Annotated in this window: 18 protein-coding genes; 8 read left to right on the top strand and 10 right to left on the bottom strand. The window is 69.5% G+C overall.

The window, feature by feature from the left end:
* Positions 1-72: 72 nt before the first annotated feature.
* On the top strand, positions 73-741 hold the full coding sequence (locus E3O44_RS10445) for an HAD hydrolase-like protein (RefSeq protein WP_241976240.1): 669 nt from the start codon (positions 73-75) through the stop codon (positions 739-741).
* A gap of 101 nt (positions 742-842) precedes the next feature.
* Positions 843-1,331 (top strand): hypothetical protein, encoded by a 489-nt coding sequence (locus E3O44_RS10450; protein ID WP_134534660.1) that lies wholly within the window; start codon positions 843-845, stop codon positions 1,329-1,331.
* A 58-nt stretch (positions 1,332-1,389) separates the two neighbouring features.
* Here the strand turns inward: E3O44_RS10450 and E3O44_RS19865 are convergent, their stop codons facing one another.
* Both E3O44_RS19865 and E3O44_RS10460 read right to left on the bottom strand, forming a co-directional pair.
* Positions 1,390-3,549, bottom strand: coding sequence for a glycosyltransferase family 39 protein (locus E3O44_RS19865; RefSeq protein WP_134534661.1), 2,160 nt, complete (start codon positions 3,547-3,549; stop codon positions 1,390-1,392).
* Entirely contained in the window at positions 3,546-4,835 is a 1,290-nt protein-coding gene (locus E3O44_RS10460; RefSeq protein ID WP_134534662.1) for a bifunctional glycosyltransferase family 2/GtrA family protein, read from the bottom strand. The genes E3O44_RS19865 and E3O44_RS10460 overlap by 4 nt, the downstream gene beginning before the upstream one ends.
* A gap of 159 nt (positions 4,836-4,994) precedes the next feature.
* On the opposite strand from E3O44_RS10460, the gene E3O44_RS10465 reads away from it, so the two are divergent.
* Positions 4,995-5,831, top strand: a complete 837-nt coding sequence (locus E3O44_RS10465) for a CPBP family glutamic-type intramembrane protease (RefSeq protein ID WP_134534663.1) — start codon at positions 4,995-4,997, stop codon at positions 5,829-5,831.
* A complete protein-coding gene (locus E3O44_RS19220) occupies positions 5,828-6,355 on the top strand; it encodes a universal stress protein (protein WP_166792610.1) in 528 nt (175 codons plus the stop codon). The genes E3O44_RS10465 and E3O44_RS19220 overlap by 4 nt, the downstream gene beginning before the upstream one ends.
* A 44-nt stretch (positions 6,356-6,399) precedes the next feature.
* Here the strand turns inward: E3O44_RS19220 and E3O44_RS10475 are convergent, their stop codons facing one another.
* Genes E3O44_RS10475 through E3O44_RS10485 form a run of 3 tightly spaced genes read right to left on the bottom strand, consistent with a single transcriptional unit; the run spans position 6,400 to position 10,618 of the window.
* Positions 6,400-7,002, bottom strand: coding sequence for a hypothetical protein (locus E3O44_RS10475; protein ID WP_134534665.1), 603 nt, complete (start codon positions 7,000-7,002; stop codon positions 6,400-6,402).
* Between the two features lie 18 nt (positions 7,003-7,020).
* Positions 7,021-9,075 carry a primary-amine oxidase gene (locus tag E3O44_RS10480; protein WP_134534666.1) on the bottom strand — a complete coding sequence of 685 codons (2,055 nt, stop codon included), beginning with the start codon at positions 9,073-9,075 and terminating at the stop codon, positions 7,021-7,023.
* A gap of 58 nt (positions 9,076-9,133) precedes the next feature.
* The gene (locus tag E3O44_RS10485; RefSeq protein ID WP_134534667.1) at positions 9,134-10,618 is read right to left on the bottom strand and encodes an APC family permease; all 1,485 of its coding nucleotides are present in this window, start codon (positions 10,616-10,618) and stop codon (positions 9,134-9,136) included.
* A 318-nt stretch (positions 10,619-10,936) separates the two neighbouring features.
* Between E3O44_RS10485 and E3O44_RS10490 the strand changes: the two genes are divergently transcribed.
* Positions 10,937-12,460 carry an APC family permease gene (locus E3O44_RS10490; protein ID WP_134534668.1) on the top strand — a complete coding sequence of 508 codons (1,524 nt, stop codon included), beginning with the start codon at positions 10,937-10,939 and terminating at the stop codon, positions 12,458-12,460.
* Positions 12,457-13,170, top strand: coding sequence for an IclR family transcriptional regulator (locus E3O44_RS10495; RefSeq protein WP_134534669.1), 714 nt, complete (start codon positions 12,457-12,459; stop codon positions 13,168-13,170). Before E3O44_RS10490 ends, E3O44_RS10495 begins: the two co-directional genes overlap by 4 nt.
* A 6-nt stretch (positions 13,171-13,176) precedes the next feature.
* On the opposite strand, the gene E3O44_RS10500 is transcribed toward E3O44_RS10495, so the two are convergent.
* Positions 13,177-13,395, bottom strand: coding sequence for a three-helix bundle dimerization domain-containing protein (locus E3O44_RS10500; protein ID WP_134534670.1), 219 nt, complete (start codon positions 13,393-13,395; stop codon positions 13,177-13,179).
* A gap of 146 nt (positions 13,396-13,541) precedes the next feature.
* On the opposite strand from E3O44_RS10500, the gene E3O44_RS10505 reads away from it, so the two are divergent.
* Entirely contained in the window at positions 13,542-14,069 is a 528-nt protein-coding gene (locus E3O44_RS10505; protein WP_241976242.1) for a heme-degrading domain-containing protein, read from the top strand.
* Here E3O44_RS10505 and E3O44_RS10510 read toward each other — a convergent pair.
* The 3 genes from E3O44_RS10510 to E3O44_RS19775 all read right to left on the bottom strand — a co-directional run bounded on the left by E3O44_RS10510 (position 14,056) and on the right by E3O44_RS19775 (position 17,335).
* The gene (locus E3O44_RS10510) at positions 14,056-16,908 is read right to left on the bottom strand and encodes a putative bifunctional diguanylate cyclase/phosphodiesterase (protein WP_134534671.1); all 2,853 of its coding nucleotides are present in this window, start codon (positions 16,906-16,908) and stop codon (positions 14,056-14,058) included. The genes E3O44_RS10505 and E3O44_RS10510 overlap by 14 nt on opposite strands.
* A 122-nt stretch (positions 16,909-17,030) precedes the next feature.
* The gene (locus E3O44_RS19225) at positions 17,031-17,204 is read right to left on the bottom strand and encodes a hypothetical protein (protein ID WP_166792611.1); all 174 of its coding nucleotides are present in this window, start codon (positions 17,202-17,204) and stop codon (positions 17,031-17,033) included.
* Positions 17,205-17,209: 5 nt separating this feature from the next.
* Complete coding sequence (locus E3O44_RS19775; RefSeq protein ID WP_255454363.1) at positions 17,210-17,335, bottom strand: hypothetical protein; 126 nt, start codon at positions 17,333-17,335, stop codon at positions 17,210-17,212.
* Positions 17,336-17,637: 302 nt separating this feature from the next.
* Here E3O44_RS19775 and E3O44_RS10515 point away from each other — a divergent pair, with 302 nt between their 5' ends.
* Positions 17,638-18,012: a hypothetical protein gene (locus tag E3O44_RS10515; protein WP_134534672.1), complete on the top strand. Its 375-nt coding sequence runs from the start codon at positions 17,638-17,640 to the stop codon at positions 18,010-18,012.
* A 72-nt stretch (positions 18,013-18,084) separates the two neighbouring features.
* Here the strand turns inward: E3O44_RS10515 and E3O44_RS10520 are convergent, their stop codons facing one another.
* Positions 18,085-18,579 (bottom strand): four-helix bundle copper-binding protein, encoded by a 495-nt coding sequence (locus E3O44_RS10520; protein WP_241976243.1) that lies wholly within the window; start codon positions 18,577-18,579, stop codon positions 18,085-18,087.
* Positions 18,580-18,604 lie beyond the last annotated feature (25 nt).

Genomic DNA, 18,604 nt, shown 5'->3' on the forward strand with positions numbered 1-18,604 from the left:
TGGGATTCCGGCATAAAGTAGAAAATTACCCATTTCGTGGGAAATCGGGGCTCTGGCCTCTAGGATTAGCGAGTGAATTCGACATTGACTCGCACCTGGAGTGCAATACTTTTTGACCTCGACGGAACCATCACCGATTCCGCCCCGGCCATCACCAACTCCCTCGCCCGGACCTTCGCCCTTCTCGGCCGACCGGTTCCGACCGACGCCGAGTTGCTCGCCTACGTCGGCCCGCCCCTCTTCGCCGCCTTCCGTGAGTACGCCGGCATGACGGAAGAGGAGGCAACGGAGGCCGTCGCGGTCTACCGCGCCGACTATCACGGCGAAGCCATGCTCGACACGGCCGTCTACCCGGGCGTCGCCGGTCTGCTCCAGCGCGTGCACGAGGCCGGGATCCCCCTCGCCCTCGCCACGAGCAAGCCGGAGCATGCCGCGATCACCATCCTCGAGCACTTCGACCTGGCCCGGTTCTTCACCGTCATCGTCGGGGCGAGTGATGCGGAGACCCGCAGCGCCAAGGCCGACATCGTCGAAGAGGCGCTGAACCGCCTCGCCGCCGTCGGCACGAGCCTCAGCACCCCCGTCATGGTCGGCGACCGCAGCTACGACGCGGAGGGCGCCGCAGCCCACGGCGTGCCGACGATCCTCGTCGAGTGGGGCTACGGCTCTCCCGCGGAGGCGGCAGCCGCGACCGCGACCGTCTACTCCGTCGACCAGCTCGCCAAGCTCCTCCTCGGCTGACCCGCAGCGGATGCCGCGGCGCGCACCCGACGCTCCGCTCCGGCATTCTGGGCGATCCTGCATACCGGCCGAATGTCGGTGGTCCCTGCGACCCTGTCGCCATGAATACGACTCAGCCCCACATCGACGAAATCCTCCGGGCGTTCTTCGAGCATGAGCTCGCCGGGCGCCGCGGTCCCGTCACGCGCCAGCGCATCACGCGCGTGTACCAGCGCCTCCTGGAGTGCCTGGAAACCGAAGCCGAAGCCATCCTGGCTGACGACGACCGCGTGTTGCTCGCTGCCGAGCGCGAGTTCCAGTCCGTTGGCGCGATGGCCAGAACCATGCACGCCGAAAACCTGTTTGACTGGCTTTTCCTGTTCCTGCTCGAGCCCTGGCTCGATCCCTACAAGCAGGATCGACAGGACCAGCGGGTCCAGTTGCGATTGACCTCCGCGCTGATCGACATGCTGGTGTCTAACCAGCTCATCGATTGGAGCCGGCGCGCACGACTGCTGGCCGAGCTGCGAGCGGCCATCCGCTCCGCCTCGAGAACGCTCAACGCGCGACAGTTGCCGCAGCGGATCCCGGGACAGGATCCGTGGCGCTGACGGGACCAACCTGCCGCCGAGAATCTCGTCAGGGGCAGTGACGGGCCGGCGCCGGATGTCACGAGGAGGCAGAGGCCGCCGCTGTCGTTCCCGCCGACAGGTCGTAGAGCGTGACGCTGTCGACGGTCTCCGCGGTGAAGTTCTCGGCGACCCAGGCCGCGATCTCACTCGAGGCACTCGATCCGCCGTTGGCCTGGCCGGTCCGTCCACCGATGAAGTAGTGGATCTTCCCTGCGTCCACATCGGCCTGGAACTCGGCGAGGGTCGGGGCGGGGTCACTCCCGTTGAAGCCGCCGATCGCCATCACCGGCAGCTGGGTCGCGAGCTGGTAGCCGGCGGCAGAGTCCGACCCGACGGCCGCGGCGATCCAGGTGTAGTCACCGGAATCCACCGAGAGCAGTGCGGCGAGGCTGGCACTCACGCTCGCTGAGCCCATGAGCCCAGCGGGCCCGCCGGTGCCCCCACCCGGTCGCCCACCGGTCGGCAGCGTCCCGGTGGTGCCGTTCGGGACAGTGCCGTTCGGGACAGTGCCATTCGGGACAGTGCCGTTTCCGCCCGTCCCGCCGGCCGGCGGAGTACCGCCGCCGGCGAATCCGCCGGCGTTGCCGCCCGGGAAGCCGGCCCGTCCGCCGGGCATTCCACCGCCGCCCATCCCGCCCATACCGCCGGATACGGTCGGTCCGGCCGTGACGATCGAACCGGTGTGAGCGGTCGACACGGTGTCGATCGTGTAGGCAACCGGCGCGAGCAGTGCGCCGGTGAGGGCGATCGCGACCGTCGTCCGGCGCCCCCACTTCCCCGACAGTCGCCCGAGCCAGGCCGCGCGCGGCGGCACCATCAGCAGTGCTGCCGCGACGAGGCCGAACGCGACGACGACGAACTTCAACCACGGCAGCCAGTCGGCGGCGCGGTCGAGCAGCACCCACGCCCAGGCGCTCGTCGCAAGCATCGCGACGGCCGCCGTGATCCGGGCCCAGAGCGCCGTGCGTTTCATCCAGACGAGACTCGCGCCGATCGCGACGGTTCCGGCGAGCGCGGGTGCGAGGGCCACGGTGTAGTAAGCGTGGAAGATCCCGGCCATGAAACTGAAGGCCAGCGCGGTCAGGATCAGGTAGCCGGCGAAGAGGAGCAGGGTGGCCCTCCGGAGCGAGATCCGCGGGGCGCGACGGAGCACGACGAGGGCAGCGACGACGAGCAGCAGTGCGGCGGGCAGCAGCCAGGTGATCTGGCCGCCGAACTCGCCGAGGAAGAGCCGGAAGATCCCGGTCTCGCCCCACATGCCGCCGGTCGCCGCAGCCCCCGCGCCGCCCGCCCCTCCCGTGACGCTCCCGGTCTCGCTCCCGGTGAGTCGGCCGAATCCGTTGTAGCCGAAGGTCAGTTCCAGGAAGCTGTTCGTCTGCGAGCCTCCGATGTACGGGCGCCAGCTCGTCGGGACGAGTTCGACGATGGCGACCCACCAGCCGGCGGAGACGATCACGGCGCCGAGCGCCGCGAACGAGTGCCAGAGCCGGGTGCGGAACCGGTGCGGGGCCGCGTACAGGTACACGCCCGCGAGCGGCGGCAGGATCAGGAACGCCTGCAGCTGCTTCGTCAGGAACCCGAAGCTGACCATCGCACCCGCCCAGAGCACCCATTTCAGCCGACCGGTCTCGATGCCGCGCAGCGTGAAGTACGTGGCGAGGCTGAGGAGGAGGACCAGCAAGGCATCCGGATTGTTGAACCGGAACATCAGCGCGGCGACCGGGGTCACCGCGAGCGTGGCGCCGGCGAGCAGCGCGGTGCCTGCCGAGAAGCGGCGGCGCACGGTCGCGACGAGCACGCCGACCGAGGCGACGCCCATCAGGGCCTCCGGCACGAGGATGCTCCACGAACTGAGTCCGAACAGGCGCACCGAGAGGGCCATCAGCCACAGGCTCGCCGGCGGCTTGTCGACGGTGATCGCGTTCGCGGCGTCGGAGGATCCGTAGAAGAACGCGGTCCAGTCGACCGATCCTGCCTGCACGGCGGCGGAGTAGAACGAGTTCGCCCACCCGCTCGCGCCGAGGTCCCAGAGATAGAGCACCGCCGTCGCGAGCAGGAGGCCCAGCAGGGCGGGGCGTTCCCAGCGCGCGGAGCCGGCCCTGCCGCGCACGAGGGTGCGCGGCAGGGCGGTGAGACGGGCCACGAAGCGGGCGCCGAGCGGGGAGAGGGCGGGGCGCGGGGAGACCTGGGTCGTCATGAACTGGTTACTTCCTGTCGGGTGGGAGCGTCAGTGCGGGATCCTGCATCGCGTGAGGTCACTTCGTCGCGGGAGGTGCGGGGTTCGATCCGGGTCGGGGCCGGCGTCCGCTGGCTCCGGAAGACCCAGAGCCGCAGCAGCACGAACCGCATCACGGTCGCGAGGAGGTTTGCGGCCGTGAGCACGATGATCTCGGCCTGAGGCCCGGCATCCGCCCGCACCAGATGTAGCACGAGGAGGGAACCGCTCGTCACGAGCCAGGCCAGGCCGAAGATCACGAGCCCCTGCGCCTGGTGCTTGACCGCGCCTCTCCGCCCGCGCACGCCGAAGGTGAGACGCCGGTTGGCCCAGGTGTTCGCGATCGCGGTGATGAGCAGGGAGAGGAAGTTGGCCAGCTGGGCCGGCATCACGTACTGGAGCACGAGGTAGAGCAACGCGAACGCGACGGTCGAGAGCACCCCGATCACGCCGAAGCGCAGCACCTGGCCGAGGAACGTCGGCGGGTTCGGCGGCTCATAGGGCGGCCGGCCGAGTTCGGCGTAGATCTCGTCGACGGGGATCCTGCCGGTCACGAGTGAGTGCGCCACCCGCACGAGCCCCTTGAGATCATCGGCGGCCGTGCCGACCACGTCGACGCGACTGTCGGGGTCGTCGATCCAGTCGACGGGCACCTCGTGGATCCGGAGCCCGGCACGCTCGGCGATGATGAGCATCTCGGTGTCGAAGAACCAGCCGTTGTCCTCCACCAGTGGGAGCACGCGCTGGGCGACGTCGCGGCGCATCGCCTTGAAGCCGCACTGGGCGTCGCTGAATTCGACGCCCATCGTCGTGCGGACGAGGGCGTTGTAGCTGCGGGAGATGAACTCGCGCTTGCCGCCGCGGGTGACGCGGGAGCCGCGCGACAGCCGGCTGCCGATGGCGACATCGGAGTGTCCGGAGAGCAGCGGGGCGACGAGCGGAGGGAGGGCGCGGAGGTCGGTCGAGAGGTCCACGTCGACGTAGGCGACGACCGCGGCCGGCGAGGCGAGCCAGACCCGCTTGAGCGCCCGGCCCCTGCCCTTCTCGACGAGGTGCACGGCGTGGACGCCGGGGAGCTCGGCCGTGAGCGCATCGGCGATCGCGGCGGTGTTGTCCGTGCTCGCGTTGTTCGCGATGGTGATCCGCCAGGGCTCGTCGAACTGGTCGGTCAGGTACGCGTGCAGCACACGGATGCTGCGCGCGAGCGTCTGCTGTTCGTTGTACACAGGCACGACGACGTCGAGGGCGAGAGCTGCTGATCGGGTCATGGTGGCCACTCTCCGCCGCGGGCCTATGCCGGAGCACTGTCCCGGTTATGAGTGCGGCAAGGAGAAACTGTGAAGCGCCTGTGACGTCCTTCCGGACTAGGGTGGGGCCATCCACGGAGATCAGCCGGCGAGAGCGTGCGCGGAGAGGCAGGCCAGATCATGACACCGGAACCGGCCCGCTCGTGGGTGCGCCGGCATCCGCTCGCGGTGTTCTTCGGCCTCGCCTACCTGTTCTCCTGGTCCTGCTGGATCCCGATTCTCGTGTCCGGCGGTACCGTGCGACCGGGAGTCGGCTGGCCGACCGACCTGCCGGGACTCGCCGGTCCCCTGCTCGCCGCGGTCGTCACGACCGCGGTGGTCGACGGCCGGCCCGGCCTCGCGGCGTTCTGGCGTGGCGTCTTCCGCTGGCGGATCGGCTGGTGGTGGCTCACAGTCCCGGTCGTGCTCGCCGCGGGTGCGATTGGAATGCTGGCGACGGGCGCGCCCGTTTCGGCGGCCGGGCTGAGCGAGTACCCCGGCGTGCCGGTCGCCCTCGGCCCCGTGCTCACAGTGGCCGTGGTCTTCGTGTTCAACGGCGTCGGCGAAGAGGCGGGCTGGCGGGGCTTCGCCACCCGGCGGATGCTGCGCGACCGGTCGCTGACGGAGACCGCGCTCCTTCTCGCCCTGGCCTGGATCCCGTGGCACCTCCCGCTGTTCTTCATCATGTCGACCTTTCGGGGTTTCAGCCCCGGCGCGCTGGCCGGCTGGTCGCTGGGCCTGGTCTCCGGGTCGATCGTGCTGGCCTGGCTGTTCCGGGGATCGCGGGGAAGCGTGCTGCTCGTGGCGGCCTGGCACACCGCGTACAACTTCACCTCGGCGACTCCGGCCGCTTCCGGGGTGCCCGCGGCGGTCACGTCGACGCTCGTCATGGTCGCCGCAGCCGTCATCCTCATTCGCGAGTGGAGCATCCGCCGTCGCGTCGTACCTGCAGCACTTCGCCGAGGGAGCCCATCGTGACCACCGGACAACCGAATGACCGCCAGCACCGCGCGCGGATCGTGGTCGGGGTCGACACCGGCCAGCCGGACGCCGTCGTGCAGCAGGCCGCCGTCTTCGCGGAGCACTTCGGCGCTGAGCTCGTCTGCGCCTGGGTCGACACCGGGCGCTACGTGATCGAGGAACACCCGGACGGCACCGTGAGCTCGCTCTCGTTCGATCCCGATGTCGTCGACCTCGCCGACGAGTCGCTCCCGCCACGGCTACTCGCGCGACTCGCGGTGGCGCTCGACGGCAGCCCGGTCGTCTGGAGCACCCGGGCATTGGCCGGGGACCCCGCACTGGCGATCGGCCGGCTCGCCGACACCCTCGGGGCCGCCATGATCGTCGTCGGCACCCGGGAGTCGAGTGTCCGGGCGGGCCTGCAGGCATTCTTCAGCGGGTCGATCGCCGTGCGCCTCGCGCATCGCCAGCACCGGCCGGTCGTGATGATCCCGCTCGCGCCGGTGCCCTTCGAGGAACGCCTCCCCTGGGAGCCCGCCTGACGCCCAGCCCTGCCCCGGCGTTGGTCGGGCGAACCCGGCGTCGGTCAGGCGAAGGGCATCACGGCCATCGCCGCCGTCATCGCCGACATGCCGAGCAGGTTCCCGCGTTCGAGCCGGGTTCGGCTCTCGGTCACGAGCAGCACGAGGGACCAGACCACGAACGCCGCGCCGGCCACGCAGACCAGCGGCAGCAGGAGCGAATCCGAGTGCGTGTGCCCCGCCCCGCCCGCACCGGATCCCGGAGACATCACCGTGTGCGCCATCAGCTGGCCCGCCGTGACCACGAGACCGAGCGGGTGGTGCAGCAGCATGGTCTGCCCGCCCCGGTGCGCCGCGGCCCGTACCGCCCCGCCCTGAGGTGTCGCGAATCGAGGTTCCCGGGCCTCGTGAACGTCGATTCGCGCCCCCTCAGCGAAGACGGCATCGCGGCGGAGCAGCGCCGAACAGGTCAGCCCCCATGCGATCAGGATCGCCGCCCAGGGCAAGGGCCCGAGGCCGAAGACGCCGAACGCGGAGTCCGTCATCGCCGCGAGCATCACGAGGGTGGAGACGACCGCGAGGCCAGACCGGGAGCGCCGGCTGCCGAGCACGCAGCAGAGGTTGAGTGACGCGCCGGCCACCATGATTCCGTGCAGTGCCCAGGTCACCAGCGCTCTCCTCTCGTCCTAGTGGTGCGTGTGCTCGTGGGCCGCGCCGTCGTGCCCGTGCGAGCAGTGCGACACCGGTTCGTTGGCCGGCACGTTCATCGCGGGGTTCGCGCCGAAGAAGCCGTAGGGCTTGAGCGTGAACTTCGCGTAGTCGACCGGCATCACCGGCCAGTCCTCGATCCGCGGGAAGTGGGTCGGCCCGAAGGTGTGCCAGAGCACGATGTCCTCACCGTCGATCGGCCGGTCCCCCGCGATGTACTTCGTGATGCCGTCTCCGCCCGGGTTCTGGTGCACGAAGTCGCCGGCCGCGAACTGCTCTGCCGGGTCGTACTGGGTGACGAAGAGGTGCTTCGTGGCGAATTCGGCGCGCTTCGCGATCGACGATCCCGGGTCGGCCATCAGCGTCGGAGACTGTTCCGGCTGCAGCACGTACCCGGTCGGGCGTCCGAGCCGGTTGGTCTTCTCGGTGTTGATGATGTGCCAGGCCCTCGCGACGGATGCGTCGGCGAGCCGCCCGGAGGAGGCCTCGCCGGTCAGCCGGGTCGTCTTCTTGGTGAAGGCGTTGCCGTGCGGGTTGCCCGGGCCCATCGGCAGCCGCACCCCGTCGATCTCGTCGACGGCGTTGGACAGCCCGTCGACCATCATGTCGAGCCGCGCGCTGAAGAGGTGCTGGTGGTACGGGGCGCCGAGCCCGGGAGCGACCTCGCTGGCATACGCGTAGTCTCCCTCGATCGCGGTCTCTCCGATAGGCTCCCCGATCCCCGGGTACGCGGAGGTGAAGAGGATGCCGGTGAGCTTGGCCTCGCACTCGATGGTGCCGTCGAGGGAGAGGTACCAGTAGAAGCCGTAGTCGTAGTTGCCGACCGTGGTGAAGAAGCTGATCACGAGGCGGCGCTGCCGGCGCACCTCGTTGGAGCCGGTGAACATGTCGCCGTGCTTCCAGAGCGTTCCGACGTCCTCCTCGTGCATGCAGATGCCGTTCTTGATCGTGAACGGGTTGCCGAGTTCGTCGGCGAGGACGGCGTCGAAATACTTGATCTCGCCGACGCAGTCGCAGCCGAGCGCCAGGGAGTTGGTGAACCGGCCGAACAGGTATTCTCCGGTGTCGAAGTAGTTCTGCCAGAACCGCACCGGCGAGGGGTCGCCGTACGGCACGAGCATCTCGTTGATCGAGGCCCGGTAGATGATCGGGCGCTCTTCGCCCGCATCGGTGAACGACAGCTGGCGCAGCACGAGGCCCTCGCGGGTGTCGAAGCCGACCTGGAACTTCCAGTTCGCCCAGCTGACCCACTCGCCGTCGACCGTGAAGCTCGGTCCCTCCGGCTGCGAGATCACGATCGGCTTGAGGGTCGTGAGCGGGGCGCCCTGCACGGCCGGGTCGTCGAAGTTGCCGCCCTCGGCCGGGATGTCCAGGGTGCCGACGTCGATGAGCCGGGTGATGGTGCGGGACGCCGTGTCGACATAGGCGGAGAGCCCGTCGACCGGGTGCGCCCAGGGGTGGTCCTCCGGGTAGTCCTGGCGGAAGGCGAGCACCCGCACGATCCGGCGGCCGACCTCTTCCGGGTAGTCGTAGTGCCCGGCCGAGAGCGGCACCACCACGACCTCGTCGATCGTGGTGCCCCGCGCGGCGAGCGCGGCCACCCAGCGCGGGTCCTCGGCGACGATCCCGGCGATCGCATCGAACTCGGCGAGCAGCACCGGCAGCTGGCCGGCCGAGCCGTCGAGCACGCTCGTCGTGAGCACCGTGCGGCCGGTGATGGAGACGATGTTGTCCGTCGACCGGCCGGTTTCCATGTCGAGCAGCATCACCCGGGCCTGCCGGTCCGGAAGCGGCCCGGTGCCGTCCTGCCAGGCGAGGACCTCACGCTTGTGCGGTTCCCACAGCCCGACATAGGCGAAGCGGGTGGTCGCGTTCCAGTCTGCGCCCGCCGTGACGACGTCGCGCACGGTCTCGAACTCTGCGGCGGTGAGGCTGCCCACCGGGTGGCTCTGTGCCGCCTCCGCGTCCTGGCCGTGCTGAGGGTCGCCGTGTTCGTGGTGGCCGTGCGGGGTGTCGAGATCGGTGATGGTCATGGTTCTCCAGTCGAAGGGTGGTGAGAGGTGAGCGGATGCTGCGGGCGGGGTCAGCGGGTCACCCGCCGATGGCATCCGTGATCTGGTCGTATGCGATCCGGTTGGTGCGCTTGAGGATGAGCGCCTGCACGAGGCCGCCGAGCGGGAAGAGCACGACCAGGCCGAGCAGGACCGCGCTCACGACGCCGAAGACGGGCGCGCCGTCGGCGTCGACGTCGCCGACGAGGAAGGGGAAGTTCGTGGCGATGAGCACCGCGGCGCCGAGCAGCCCGAGCAGCCCGAGGACCGGCGCGATCACCGTGTTCCAGAGCCGCCTGTCCTGCTTGGTGCGGGCGAAGTAGACGACGACCGCGATGCTCGTGACGGCCATCAGGATGGCGATCGCGAGGGTCGCGACGCCGGAGAGCCACGTGAAGACCTGAAGCACCGGGTCGAGGCCGAGCACGGCGAAGACGACGATGAGGATTCCGGCGGTCGCGGTCTGCACGATCGAGGACAGGTGCGGTGCGGAGTGCTTCGTGTGCACCCGGCCGAGGAAGTCGGGCAGGACCCGGGCGTTGGACATCGAGTGCTGGTAGCGGGTGATCACGTTGTGGAACGACAGCACGCACGCGAACATGCTCGTGATGAGCAGCACGTTCATCACGACCTGCCCGATCGGACCGAGGTAGGCGAGGGTCGTGATCAGGATCATCGCGCCCGGGTTCTCCGCGGCCTGGGCGACGACGCTGCCGGGTCCCCACGCCATCACGAGCGCCCAGGAGGCGAGCGTGTAGAAGACGCCGATGCCGATCACGGCGACGTAGGTGGCCCGCGGGATGGTGCGGCCGGGGTCCTTCGCCTCGTCGCGGAAGATCGCGGTGGACTCGAAGCCGATGAAGGCGGCGATCGCGAACATCAGGCCGATCGCCGGGGAGCCGGTGAGCACGTTGTTCGGTTCGAAGGGCGCCAGCGAGAGGCCCTCTGGCCCGCCATTGACGACCACGGCGACGACGAGCGCGAGCACGACGCCGACCTCGCCGAGGAGAAGCACCCCGAGCACCTTTGAGCTCAGGTCGATGTGCCGGTAGCCGAGGAAACCGACGAGGGCGACGGCCGCGAGCGCGTAGAGGTACCAGGGCAGGTCCGGCGCGCCGAGGCCGGTGAGAGTGACGCTCAGGATGTACCCGACGTACCCGTAGACCGCGACCTGGATGGTCGTGTACGTGAGCAGGGCGAGAAACGCCGTGGCGAGGCCGGCCGGTTTGCCGAGCCCGTAGTTGACGAAGGTGAAGAACGCACCGGGCTTGGGTACGTGCCGGGTCATCGCGGCGAGGCCGACAGAGAAGAAGAGCAGGACGATCGCCGCGACGGCGAACATCGAGGGGAAGCCGACGCCGTTGCCGAGCAGGATGCCGAGCGGCGCGGAGCCGCCGATCACCGTGAGCGGCGCCGCGGCGGCGACGACCATCAGCACGATCGACGTGACGCCGAGGGACCCGGTCAGGGACCGCTCGGCGGGGGCGGTGCCCACGGATGCCGTGGGCTCTTTCGTTACGGTCATGTCATCTCCAGCTCGGGCGGGTTCGTCAGGGGAAGTCGGGGGAAGCGGGGGAAAGCGGATCGGGAGGTCTGCGGCCAGCCTGTCCGACCGCTGTTGCCGACCGGTCTCGCCGGGGTAAACGTCCGGGCGGCCCGAATGAGACGCGCGCCGCCCGTCGTCTCACTCGGCGGTCACGCGACCGAAACACGCCCGAAGCACGGTCGCAACGCCGGCTGGTTAGCCTGAGGCTCCGCACCGCCGCCGACCGTGAGACCGCCGCAGGCCATGAGACCGCCGCCGACCGTGAGCATGTGAACGAGAGAGAACGAGGCCGGACCGATGACCGCACTGGCCAGGGCCATCAACGATCCGCAGCCGGTCGACGGCATCGGAACCCGCTCGCCCGTCGATGGCCTCGACCGGCGCAGCGTCGGATTCCTCGACGTGCTCGCGCAGTCCGTGTCCGCGGTCGCCCCCTCGGCGGCTGCCACCACGATCCCGCTCCTCGTCGCCGTCGTAGCGGGCGGCGCGACCGTGTGGTCGCTCGCGACGGCGATGCTCCTCGCGTTCCTCGTTGCGACGACGATCAACCAGTTCACCCGGCGCATCGCGGCGGCCGGGTCGATCTATACCTTCGTCTCTCGTGGGCTCGGCACCGCTGCGTCGTTCGTCGCCGGTGTCGGCCTGCTCGTCGGCTACGGCTTCATCTCGATGTTCGCCCTCGGCGGCGCCGGGTACTATCTCACGATCGTGGTTGCCCGGTTCTGGCCGGCGCTCACCGGGTCCGTCTTCGTCGCGGGCCTGCTCATCATCGTCATGGCGGCCCTGTGCCTGCTCGTGCTGGCCCGCGGCATCCGCCTCTCGACCAGGATCACCCTGCTCGTCGAGGCAGTTTCGGTGCTCATCATCGTCGTGCTCGTCGTCGCGCTGCTCGTGCGGCTCTGGCCGGTGCTCGACTGGTCCCAGCTCGCGCCCGGCGGCATCGACCCCGCCAACTTCGCGGTCGGGTCCGCCCTCGCCCTCACGGCCTTCGTCGGTTTCGAGAGCGCATCGACCCTCGGTGTCGAGGCGAAGCGCCCGTACGCGAGCATCCCGCGCGCGATCGTGTTCACCGTGCTCGGGTCGGGGATGCTCTACCTGCTCGCCTCGTTCAGCCAGCTCGTCGGCTTCTCGGCCCTCGGCGGCACGATCGCGGCGAGCGCATCCCCGGTGAACGATCTCGCCGCCGCATACGGGATCGACGCGATCGGCCTGCTCCTCGACGTCAGCATCGCTACGTCGTTCCTGGCCTGCGCGATCGCCTCGACGACCGCCCTCGTGCGGGTGCTCTTCACTATGGGCAGGGAGGGCCTGCTGCCCAGCAGGTTCGGGCGCACTCACCCGCGGTATCGCACGCCCTTCGGCGCGGCGCTCGTCGCGATGACCGTGATCACGGTCGTGCTGCTCACGACGATCGCGTTGTCCGGCAGCGTCTGGCAGACCATGGAGGTGCTCATCGTCGGGGCCGCAGGCGGCTACATGATCGCCTACCTGCTCGTCTGCGTCGCAGCGCCCGTCTTCCTCAGGCGGATCGGCGAGTCCACCTTCTGGCCGGTGCTGTTCGCGGTGCTCGCCGCCGTGCTGCTCGGGGCCGTGCTCATCACCTACCTCGTCGTCGAGAGCGGCTCGGCCAGGGCGCTCGGGGTCTGGGTCTTTCTCGGCGTGATGGCTCTCGGCCTCGCCTGGTGCGGCCTGCGACTGCGCGGGCGGCCCTGGCTGCGGGACACGATCGGGGTGTACGACGTGCCCGTGACGGGCGACGTTCTCGGCGGGCCGGCCCCGGCGGATGCCGCGGCGCGGGAATCGGACCGGGCCGGCCCGTGACGGGCGCCGCGCACCTCGGTGCCCGCCAGCCGAAGGCGATCCAGAGTGCCCTGACGGTGCTCGAGGAGGTCGCCCGTTGCGGGTCGGGGGTCACCGCGCGGGAAATCTCGGACAGCCTCGGACTCCCGAAGGCGACGGCGTACCGGCTCCTCAACCTCCTGGTCCAGGACGAGTATCTCGTGCGGATGCCGGACCTGCGCGGGTTCGCCCTCGGGCGCAAGGTCGTCGAACTCGCCCGCCTGGTCGCGCCCGCCCAGCCGCCGGAGGCGGTGCGTGAGGTCGTCGACCGGCTGCGGTCCCGCATCCGTGGGGGCATTCACCTCGTCCGCTACGACAGTGAGGGCGTCCGGGTGATCGATCCGGACCCCGACTACCCGCCGAGCGTGTCCGTCAGGAGCGCCCGGGCGCTCGAGACGAGTGCGATGGGTCGGCTGCTGCTCGCCGAGCGCGGTGCGGCCGACTCGGTGGTGCTCGGCGAGGACCCGGAACTGGCCGGGCAGCTCGCCACGATCCGGTCCGACGGCTACGCGCATTTCCTGAGGCCGGGGGCGCCGGGGACCGGCTGTCTCGCGATCCCGATCCGGAACCGGGAGGGATTGCTCGTCGCAGGGCTGTGCCTGTCGGCCCCGGCAGCACGGATCGACGAGCCCGCCGAATTCCTCGCCCTGCTCAGGATGGGCGCGCGGGAACTCGCGCCCCTGCTCGCCTGAGGGTGATCAGGCCGCGGTCGGGAGGTGCAGTGCGGCCCGGCGCAACCGTTCCTTGACCGCGTGCTCGATCAGCACGGGGATGTAGTCCCGCAATGGATTCCGGGCAAGCGCGAGTTGCTGCTCGCGCACGGTCTTCTCAATACTCGTCGGTGGTTCGTTGGGAAACTTCTCTTCCAGTCGGACAATGATCTGCTCGACCGCGCGGTCTTCCTCTTTTCGATTCACTCCTTCAGTCTCTGCCTGCTGCGGCGCTGGGTCAAACGCGGGCACCGGCCCTGGCCGGAATCCCGCCGCGCCCCCAGGATCCATTCCGGGCGACGACTCGGCAGTGGACAGACGGCTCGGCAGTGGAAGACTGTCCGAGGCGGCGCATGCCGCACTTCCTGGAAGGGCTCGAGATGACCGACGCACCGACACTGTCCGCAGAGGACCAGAAGCTGGAGATTCTCCTCGAGCAGGAGCGCAGCATCCAGTTCGATTCCTTCGGCTTCGCGGATGCCTGGGCGGTGGGCTCCCTGCTCGTGGAGCTCGGACTCGAGCGGGATCACCCGATCGCCATCGCGATCATGTTCGGGGACCAGCGGGTCTTCCACGCGTCCCTGCCGGGGGCGAGCGCGGACAATGACGGCTGGCTCGAGAACAAGTTCCGCGTCGTCCGCCGGTTTGCGAGCTCCTCGCTCGCCGTCGGCACCCGCTTCCGCGCAGCGGGCCGCGACTTCGACACCTCCTCCCGGCTCGACCCACGAACGCACGCCGCGCACGGCGGCGCCTTTCCACTGCGGGTGCGCGGGGCGCTGATGGGTGTCGTCGGTGTCTCCGGTCTCGCCCAGCAGCTCGATCACGACCTCGTCGTCGAAGCACTCACGGCGCACCGGGCCCAGCAGCTCACGCGCGGCTGAGCGTCGCCTGCGCGACGGACGCGAATCGGGGCGTCGGCCGGCCGAGCAGGTACCCCTGGGCGAAGGCGCAGCCGGCTTCCCGGAGCGCGGCGAACTGCTCCTCGGTCTCCACTCCTTCGGCGACCACGTCGATGTCGAGCTTCCGCGCGAGCGCGATGATCCCCTCGACCAGGGCGACGGATGCGGGCTCCGGCAGGTTCGCGGTGAAGGTCCTGTCGATCTTGATCTGGTCGACGGGCAGGGTGTTGAGCCAGGCCAGGGTCGAGAACCCGGTCCCGAAGTCGTCGAGCGAGATGCTCACACCGAGCCGCCGGAGTTCCGTGAGCCGTTCCACGACGCCGGGGAGATCGATGAGCGCCCTGCTCTCGACGATCTCGAGCACCAGCCGATCCGGACGGAGCCGGTTGCGGTTGAGGGCTGCGCGCACGGTCGGTATCAGCCGCGGGTCGACCAGGGTGGCACTCGCGAGGTTCACCGCGACGTGCAGGGGCGCCTCCCCGACCGCGGCGAGGTCGGCGGCGGCGCCGAGGGCCGCGAGGTCGGCGAGGGCCTCCCCGAGCACCCAGAGGTCGAGGTCGGCGACGAGGCCGGTCTCCTCTGCGAGCGGGAGGAAGGCTGCGGGGGCCAGCAGGCCCAGGCGGGGATGATCCCAGCGGATCAGGGCTTCGGCACCCAGGACCCGGTCAGGTGAGGACAGCGCGACGATGGGCTGGTAGTGCAGTCGCATCTGGGACCGCCCGAGCGCCTCGGCAAGCTCGCTGTGAAGTGAGGTCGCCGGGTCGGTCCGGTTGCTGTCGTCCGCGAAGGCGACCTGGTTCCGGCCGGTCCGTTTCGCGTCATACATCGCGGTGTCCGCGGCGGCGAGCAGGCGTTCTCCACCGTCCCCCGGGCCGTTGTGCACCGCGACCCCGACACTGGCGGTGATGCGCAGGTCGTGGCCGGAGACGTGGAACGGCCGATTGAGGCTGTCAACGACCCGGTGGGCGAGGTGGACGGCCTCCTCGTGGCCCGGAAGCTCACGAGCCAGGACCGCGAATTCGTCGCCGCCGAGACGTCCGATGGTGGCCTCGGCACCCAGGCACCCGCGAAGCCGAACGGCGATCTGGCGGAGGAGTTCGTCGCCGGCGCCGTGGCCGAGCACGTCATTGACCTGTTTGAAGTTGTCCAGGTCGCAGAACATCACGGCGGTGCACGAGCCCTCCGCACAGGTCGACACGGCGGAATCGAGCTCACTCGCGAACAGCATCCGGTTGGCGAGGCCGGTCAGCGGGTCGTGCAGGGACTGGTGACGGACCGTGGCGAGGAGCCGGGCGTTCTGCAAGGCGATGGCGCCCTGGTGGCTGACGCCCTCGATGCGGGCGAGTGTGCTCGGGGAGATGCCCGACTCGGGTGCGGAACGCCACCCGCCCGCCACGACGCCCATCAGCACGTCGCCGGCGAGCAGCGGCACGATGATCGCCGCGGCCATCCCGCATTCCGCGAGGAGGCCGGCGAGTTGCGGGCTCGCGGTCAGCGTCGAAAGCGGGACCGGCCGCTGGTGGGCGAGGAGCTCGACGAGTTCGGGCGTCTGCGCGGCGAGAATCGGCGACGCGAGCATCCGCTCCCTTCGGGGCGCATCGAGGCCGGCCGTCGCGACCGCCTGCATCACGCCGGGTCCGGCGTCCCAGAGCAGCACCGCGGCGGCATCGCAGCCGGCGATCGCCGGTACCGCGAGGGCGACCGCGTCGGCGACGGCCTCGCTGCCGTTGCTCGTTGCGAGCTCATGGGCGAGCACCAGCATGGCGGCCGCCCTGCTCTCTTCCCGCCTGCTGTCGTCGAGGGCCGTGAACAGGTCGAGCGCCGCGGCGGCGTGGCCGGCGTAGGCCTCGAGCAGGGTCCTGTCACCGTCCATCGAGGTGTGGCCGAGGGAATACAGCGCGGCGAGGCGCCCGTAGGTGCGCCGGCTCGAGGCCACGTCCACGATCACCGCCCGGTCGCCGAGGGCGTCGCCGTGAAGGATTCGCGCGGCGATCCTGGCCGCCTTGGGGGCATCGAGCCCCTGGAAGCGAAGCACGGGCTCGCCGTGGTCGGACGTCATGATGAGCAGGTACGCCGGCGCAAGCACCGCAGACGACGCACGGGCGACGATGCGGGCGAGAACGTCGTCGACATCGTCGCTTCCGACGAGGTCTGCTGCGGCGAGCTGGACCTCCTTGACCTTCTCCCGCAGGAGCACAAGGGACCGGTTGGTGGGATGGGTCCATGACCGCAACGACCACCAGCGGCGCCGGGTCGACCAGGTCACTTCGTAGATGCAGCACTCGTATCCGTCGCACTGGCACTCCGGGTGGACCACGATCGCGGCATTGAGTCCGAACATCGACGGCAGCGCGGCGAACAGGCCCTGGGCGTACTGGCAGTCGAGGCGCGACGGGCGATAGCCCTCGTGCAGCCGGTAGCGGAGGGTTGCCGACGTCCGCCGCACGGAAACGGATTCCATTGTCGACGTGGTCGTGAACTTGGGAATCAATCGTGGCAACTGGCGGTAGACCGCCGCGGGCGACGCGAAGGCGCTCAGGAGCTGCACGAGCACCGGATGCAGCCCGTCGGTGACGACCGTCGAGCCCACCGTGTACATCGTGCGCGGGTCGTCGAGCACGATCGTCGCGGCCTCGAAAAGCCGGATCCTGGTGTCGTAGCTCACCCAGGTGGCCGTGTCCTCGAGCCAGTCGACCGACTCAGTCACTCCGGCCCTGGCGAGGACCTCGGCGACGGCAGCGTCCCCGCCGTGTGCGCGCACATGGCCGAGGAGGAGGGAAATCGTCGTACTCGACGTCTCCCGCAGCTCCAGTGTCATCATCGCCCCCCTGGTTGCATACTATCGACTGCACCCACCGGTGACGGGGGTCTGGAACGGGCGGCTCAGCGGACGACGGCCGAGCATCCGGTCATCCGGCGACCGGTCGATCAGCGAGCACCGGTTCAGCCGGCGGTGTCGTCCGGACTCTTCGCCGCATCCGCAGCGGGAGCGGAGTACCGCATCAGCGACTTGTGCCGCAGGTTGTACTCGCGCTTGAGTTCATTCCAGCGCGGCAGCGAGACCTGGTTGGCCGGCGACGCCGGGTTCGGTTCGCCTGACGACGATGCCTGGGACACGGTCGTCAGTCCTGGTCGTCGTCGTGCGTCGTCGAGACCGGGCCGCGACGCGCAGCGAATTCACGCTTGAGCGCCGACCAGCGCACAGCGGACACGTAGTGGATGGTGGAATTCTTCGTCACGTCGGCCATGGGTTCTCTCAGTCTCAAACGGTTGATGAACGGCGCGCCGCTGAGCCTGGTTCAATGTGTGAGCGATCGAGATTGACACGGTTTCGCATCCGTGGATGGAAACCCGACCCATCACTATCGGTGGACGGGATCGCACTTTCATGGTACATCTGCCGCTCGGAATCCGGTCATCGAGCCAGTCCCGCGCGGCGGCGCGCCATTGTTTCCTTGCGTGACGGATGCCGGGACATCCGCCGGACACCGACCTAGGCTTGCTCTCAACACCGACCGCCGCACCGCGACACGAAGGGACCGAGACCGCGATGACCCAGCAGCACCCCACTCTCCGGAAGGCCCCGCGTCCCGAGTGCTCGCAGGGTCACACCTGCTCCGGCAGCGCCCCGGGTCATGCCCTTCCCTTGATCCAGCAGCGCGTGTCCGCGGCGACGCCGAGCAAGTGGCGGGACGCGATCGTGACCGCGGTCACCCACACGGGCTGGGTCGCCATCACGACCCTCGACGACCATGCCACGGTGTGGGTGTGGAATCATGCGGATCTCGGCTCGTCGGCCTCTGTCGGCGACCCGGTCGCACTGCACGGCGTCTATCACGTGCTCGCGATCGGCGCCGAGCGCGTGAACGTGCTGCTGGCCCCGGCCGAGCTGTCGGGTTTCTCCGGCCTCGCGGACCTGTTCTAGGCGACCTGTCCTCGGCCGTGTCTCCTCGGCCGTGTCTCCTCGGCCGTATGTCTGTCCTACGCCATCGGCGTTCTATGCCATCGGCATCATGGACTTCATGGCGGACATCATCCGCTCGCACGCGGCCGCGCACTGACGGCAGGCCTCAGCGCACATTGTGCACTCTTCGCTCATGTCGGCGTGCATCATGCACTCGTCGGCGCAGGCCAGGCACATCTTCATGCAGGAGTCCATCTGGGCCATCATGACTGTCATGTCGTAACCGGAGGGGCGCAGCATCATGCGCATCATGGTGTGGGTCATGTCGGCGCAGTCGAGGCACATACTCATGCACTTCGACATGCCGGTCATGCCCATGGCCATCATGTCGTCCGCGCAGACCGTACAGGCCTGCTCGCACGCGCTGCAACATTCGATCAGGTCCTGCATCGCCGCCCTGTCGAGGCCGCTCATGCTCTTCATCGCCATCGAGGAGTCCATCATCTGCGCCGTCATGCTCATCATTTCAGTCAACCCACTCCGGAAGCCCGGCGTCGGTCTCTGCCGGCTGATGACCGTGGCGTCCACGTTACGAAATGTTACGCCGCACGCC

The sequence above is a fragment of the Cryobacterium algoricola genome (genome assembly GCF_004402485.1).
GTDB lineage: Bacteria > Actinomycetota > Actinomycetes > Actinomycetales > Microbacteriaceae > Cryobacterium > Cryobacterium algoricola.

What these genes read in the sequence shown, in the direction of transcription:
- E3O44_RS19865 (WP_134534661.1), bottom strand. Translation starts at nt 3,549, where the DNA reads ATGACGACCCAGGTCTCCCCGCGCCCCGCCCTCTCCCCGCTCGGCGCC.
- E3O44_RS10515 (WP_134534672.1), top strand. Translation starts at nt 17,638, where the DNA reads ATGACCCAGCAGCACCCCACTCTCCGGAAGGCCCCGCGTCCCGAGTGC.
- E3O44_RS10465 (WP_134534663.1), top strand. Translation starts at nt 4,995, where the DNA reads ATGACACCGGAACCGGCCCGCTCGTGGGTGCGCCGGCATCCGCTCGCG.
- E3O44_RS10505 (WP_241976242.1), top strand. Translation starts at nt 13,542, where the DNA reads ATGCCGCACTTCCTGGAAGGGCTCGAGATGACCGACGCACCGACACTG.
- E3O44_RS19775 (WP_255454363.1), bottom strand. Translation starts at nt 17,335, where the DNA reads ATGGCCGACGTGACGAAGAATTCCACCATCCACTACGTGTCCGCTGTG.
- E3O44_RS10485 (WP_134534667.1), bottom strand. Translation starts at nt 10,618, where the DNA reads ATGACCGTAACGAAAGAGCCCACGGCATCCGTGGGCACCGCCCCCGCC.
- E3O44_RS10460 (WP_134534662.1), bottom strand. Translation starts at nt 4,835, where the DNA reads ATGACCCGATCAGCAGCTCTCGCCCTCGACGTCGTCGTGCCTGTGTAC.
- E3O44_RS10490 (WP_134534668.1), top strand. Translation starts at nt 10,937, where the DNA reads ATGACCGCACTGGCCAGGGCCATCAACGATCCGCAGCCGGTCGACGGC.
- E3O44_RS10480 (WP_134534666.1), bottom strand. Translation starts at nt 9,075, where the DNA reads ATGACCATCACCGATCTCGACACCCCGCACGGCCACCACGAACACGGC.
- E3O44_RS10450 (WP_134534660.1), top strand. Translation starts at nt 843, where the DNA reads ATGAATACGACTCAGCCCCACATCGACGAAATCCTCCGGGCGTTCTTC.
- E3O44_RS10510 (WP_134534671.1), bottom strand. Translation starts at nt 16,908, where the DNA reads ATGATGACACTGGAGCTGCGGGAGACGTCGAGTACGACGATTTCCCTC.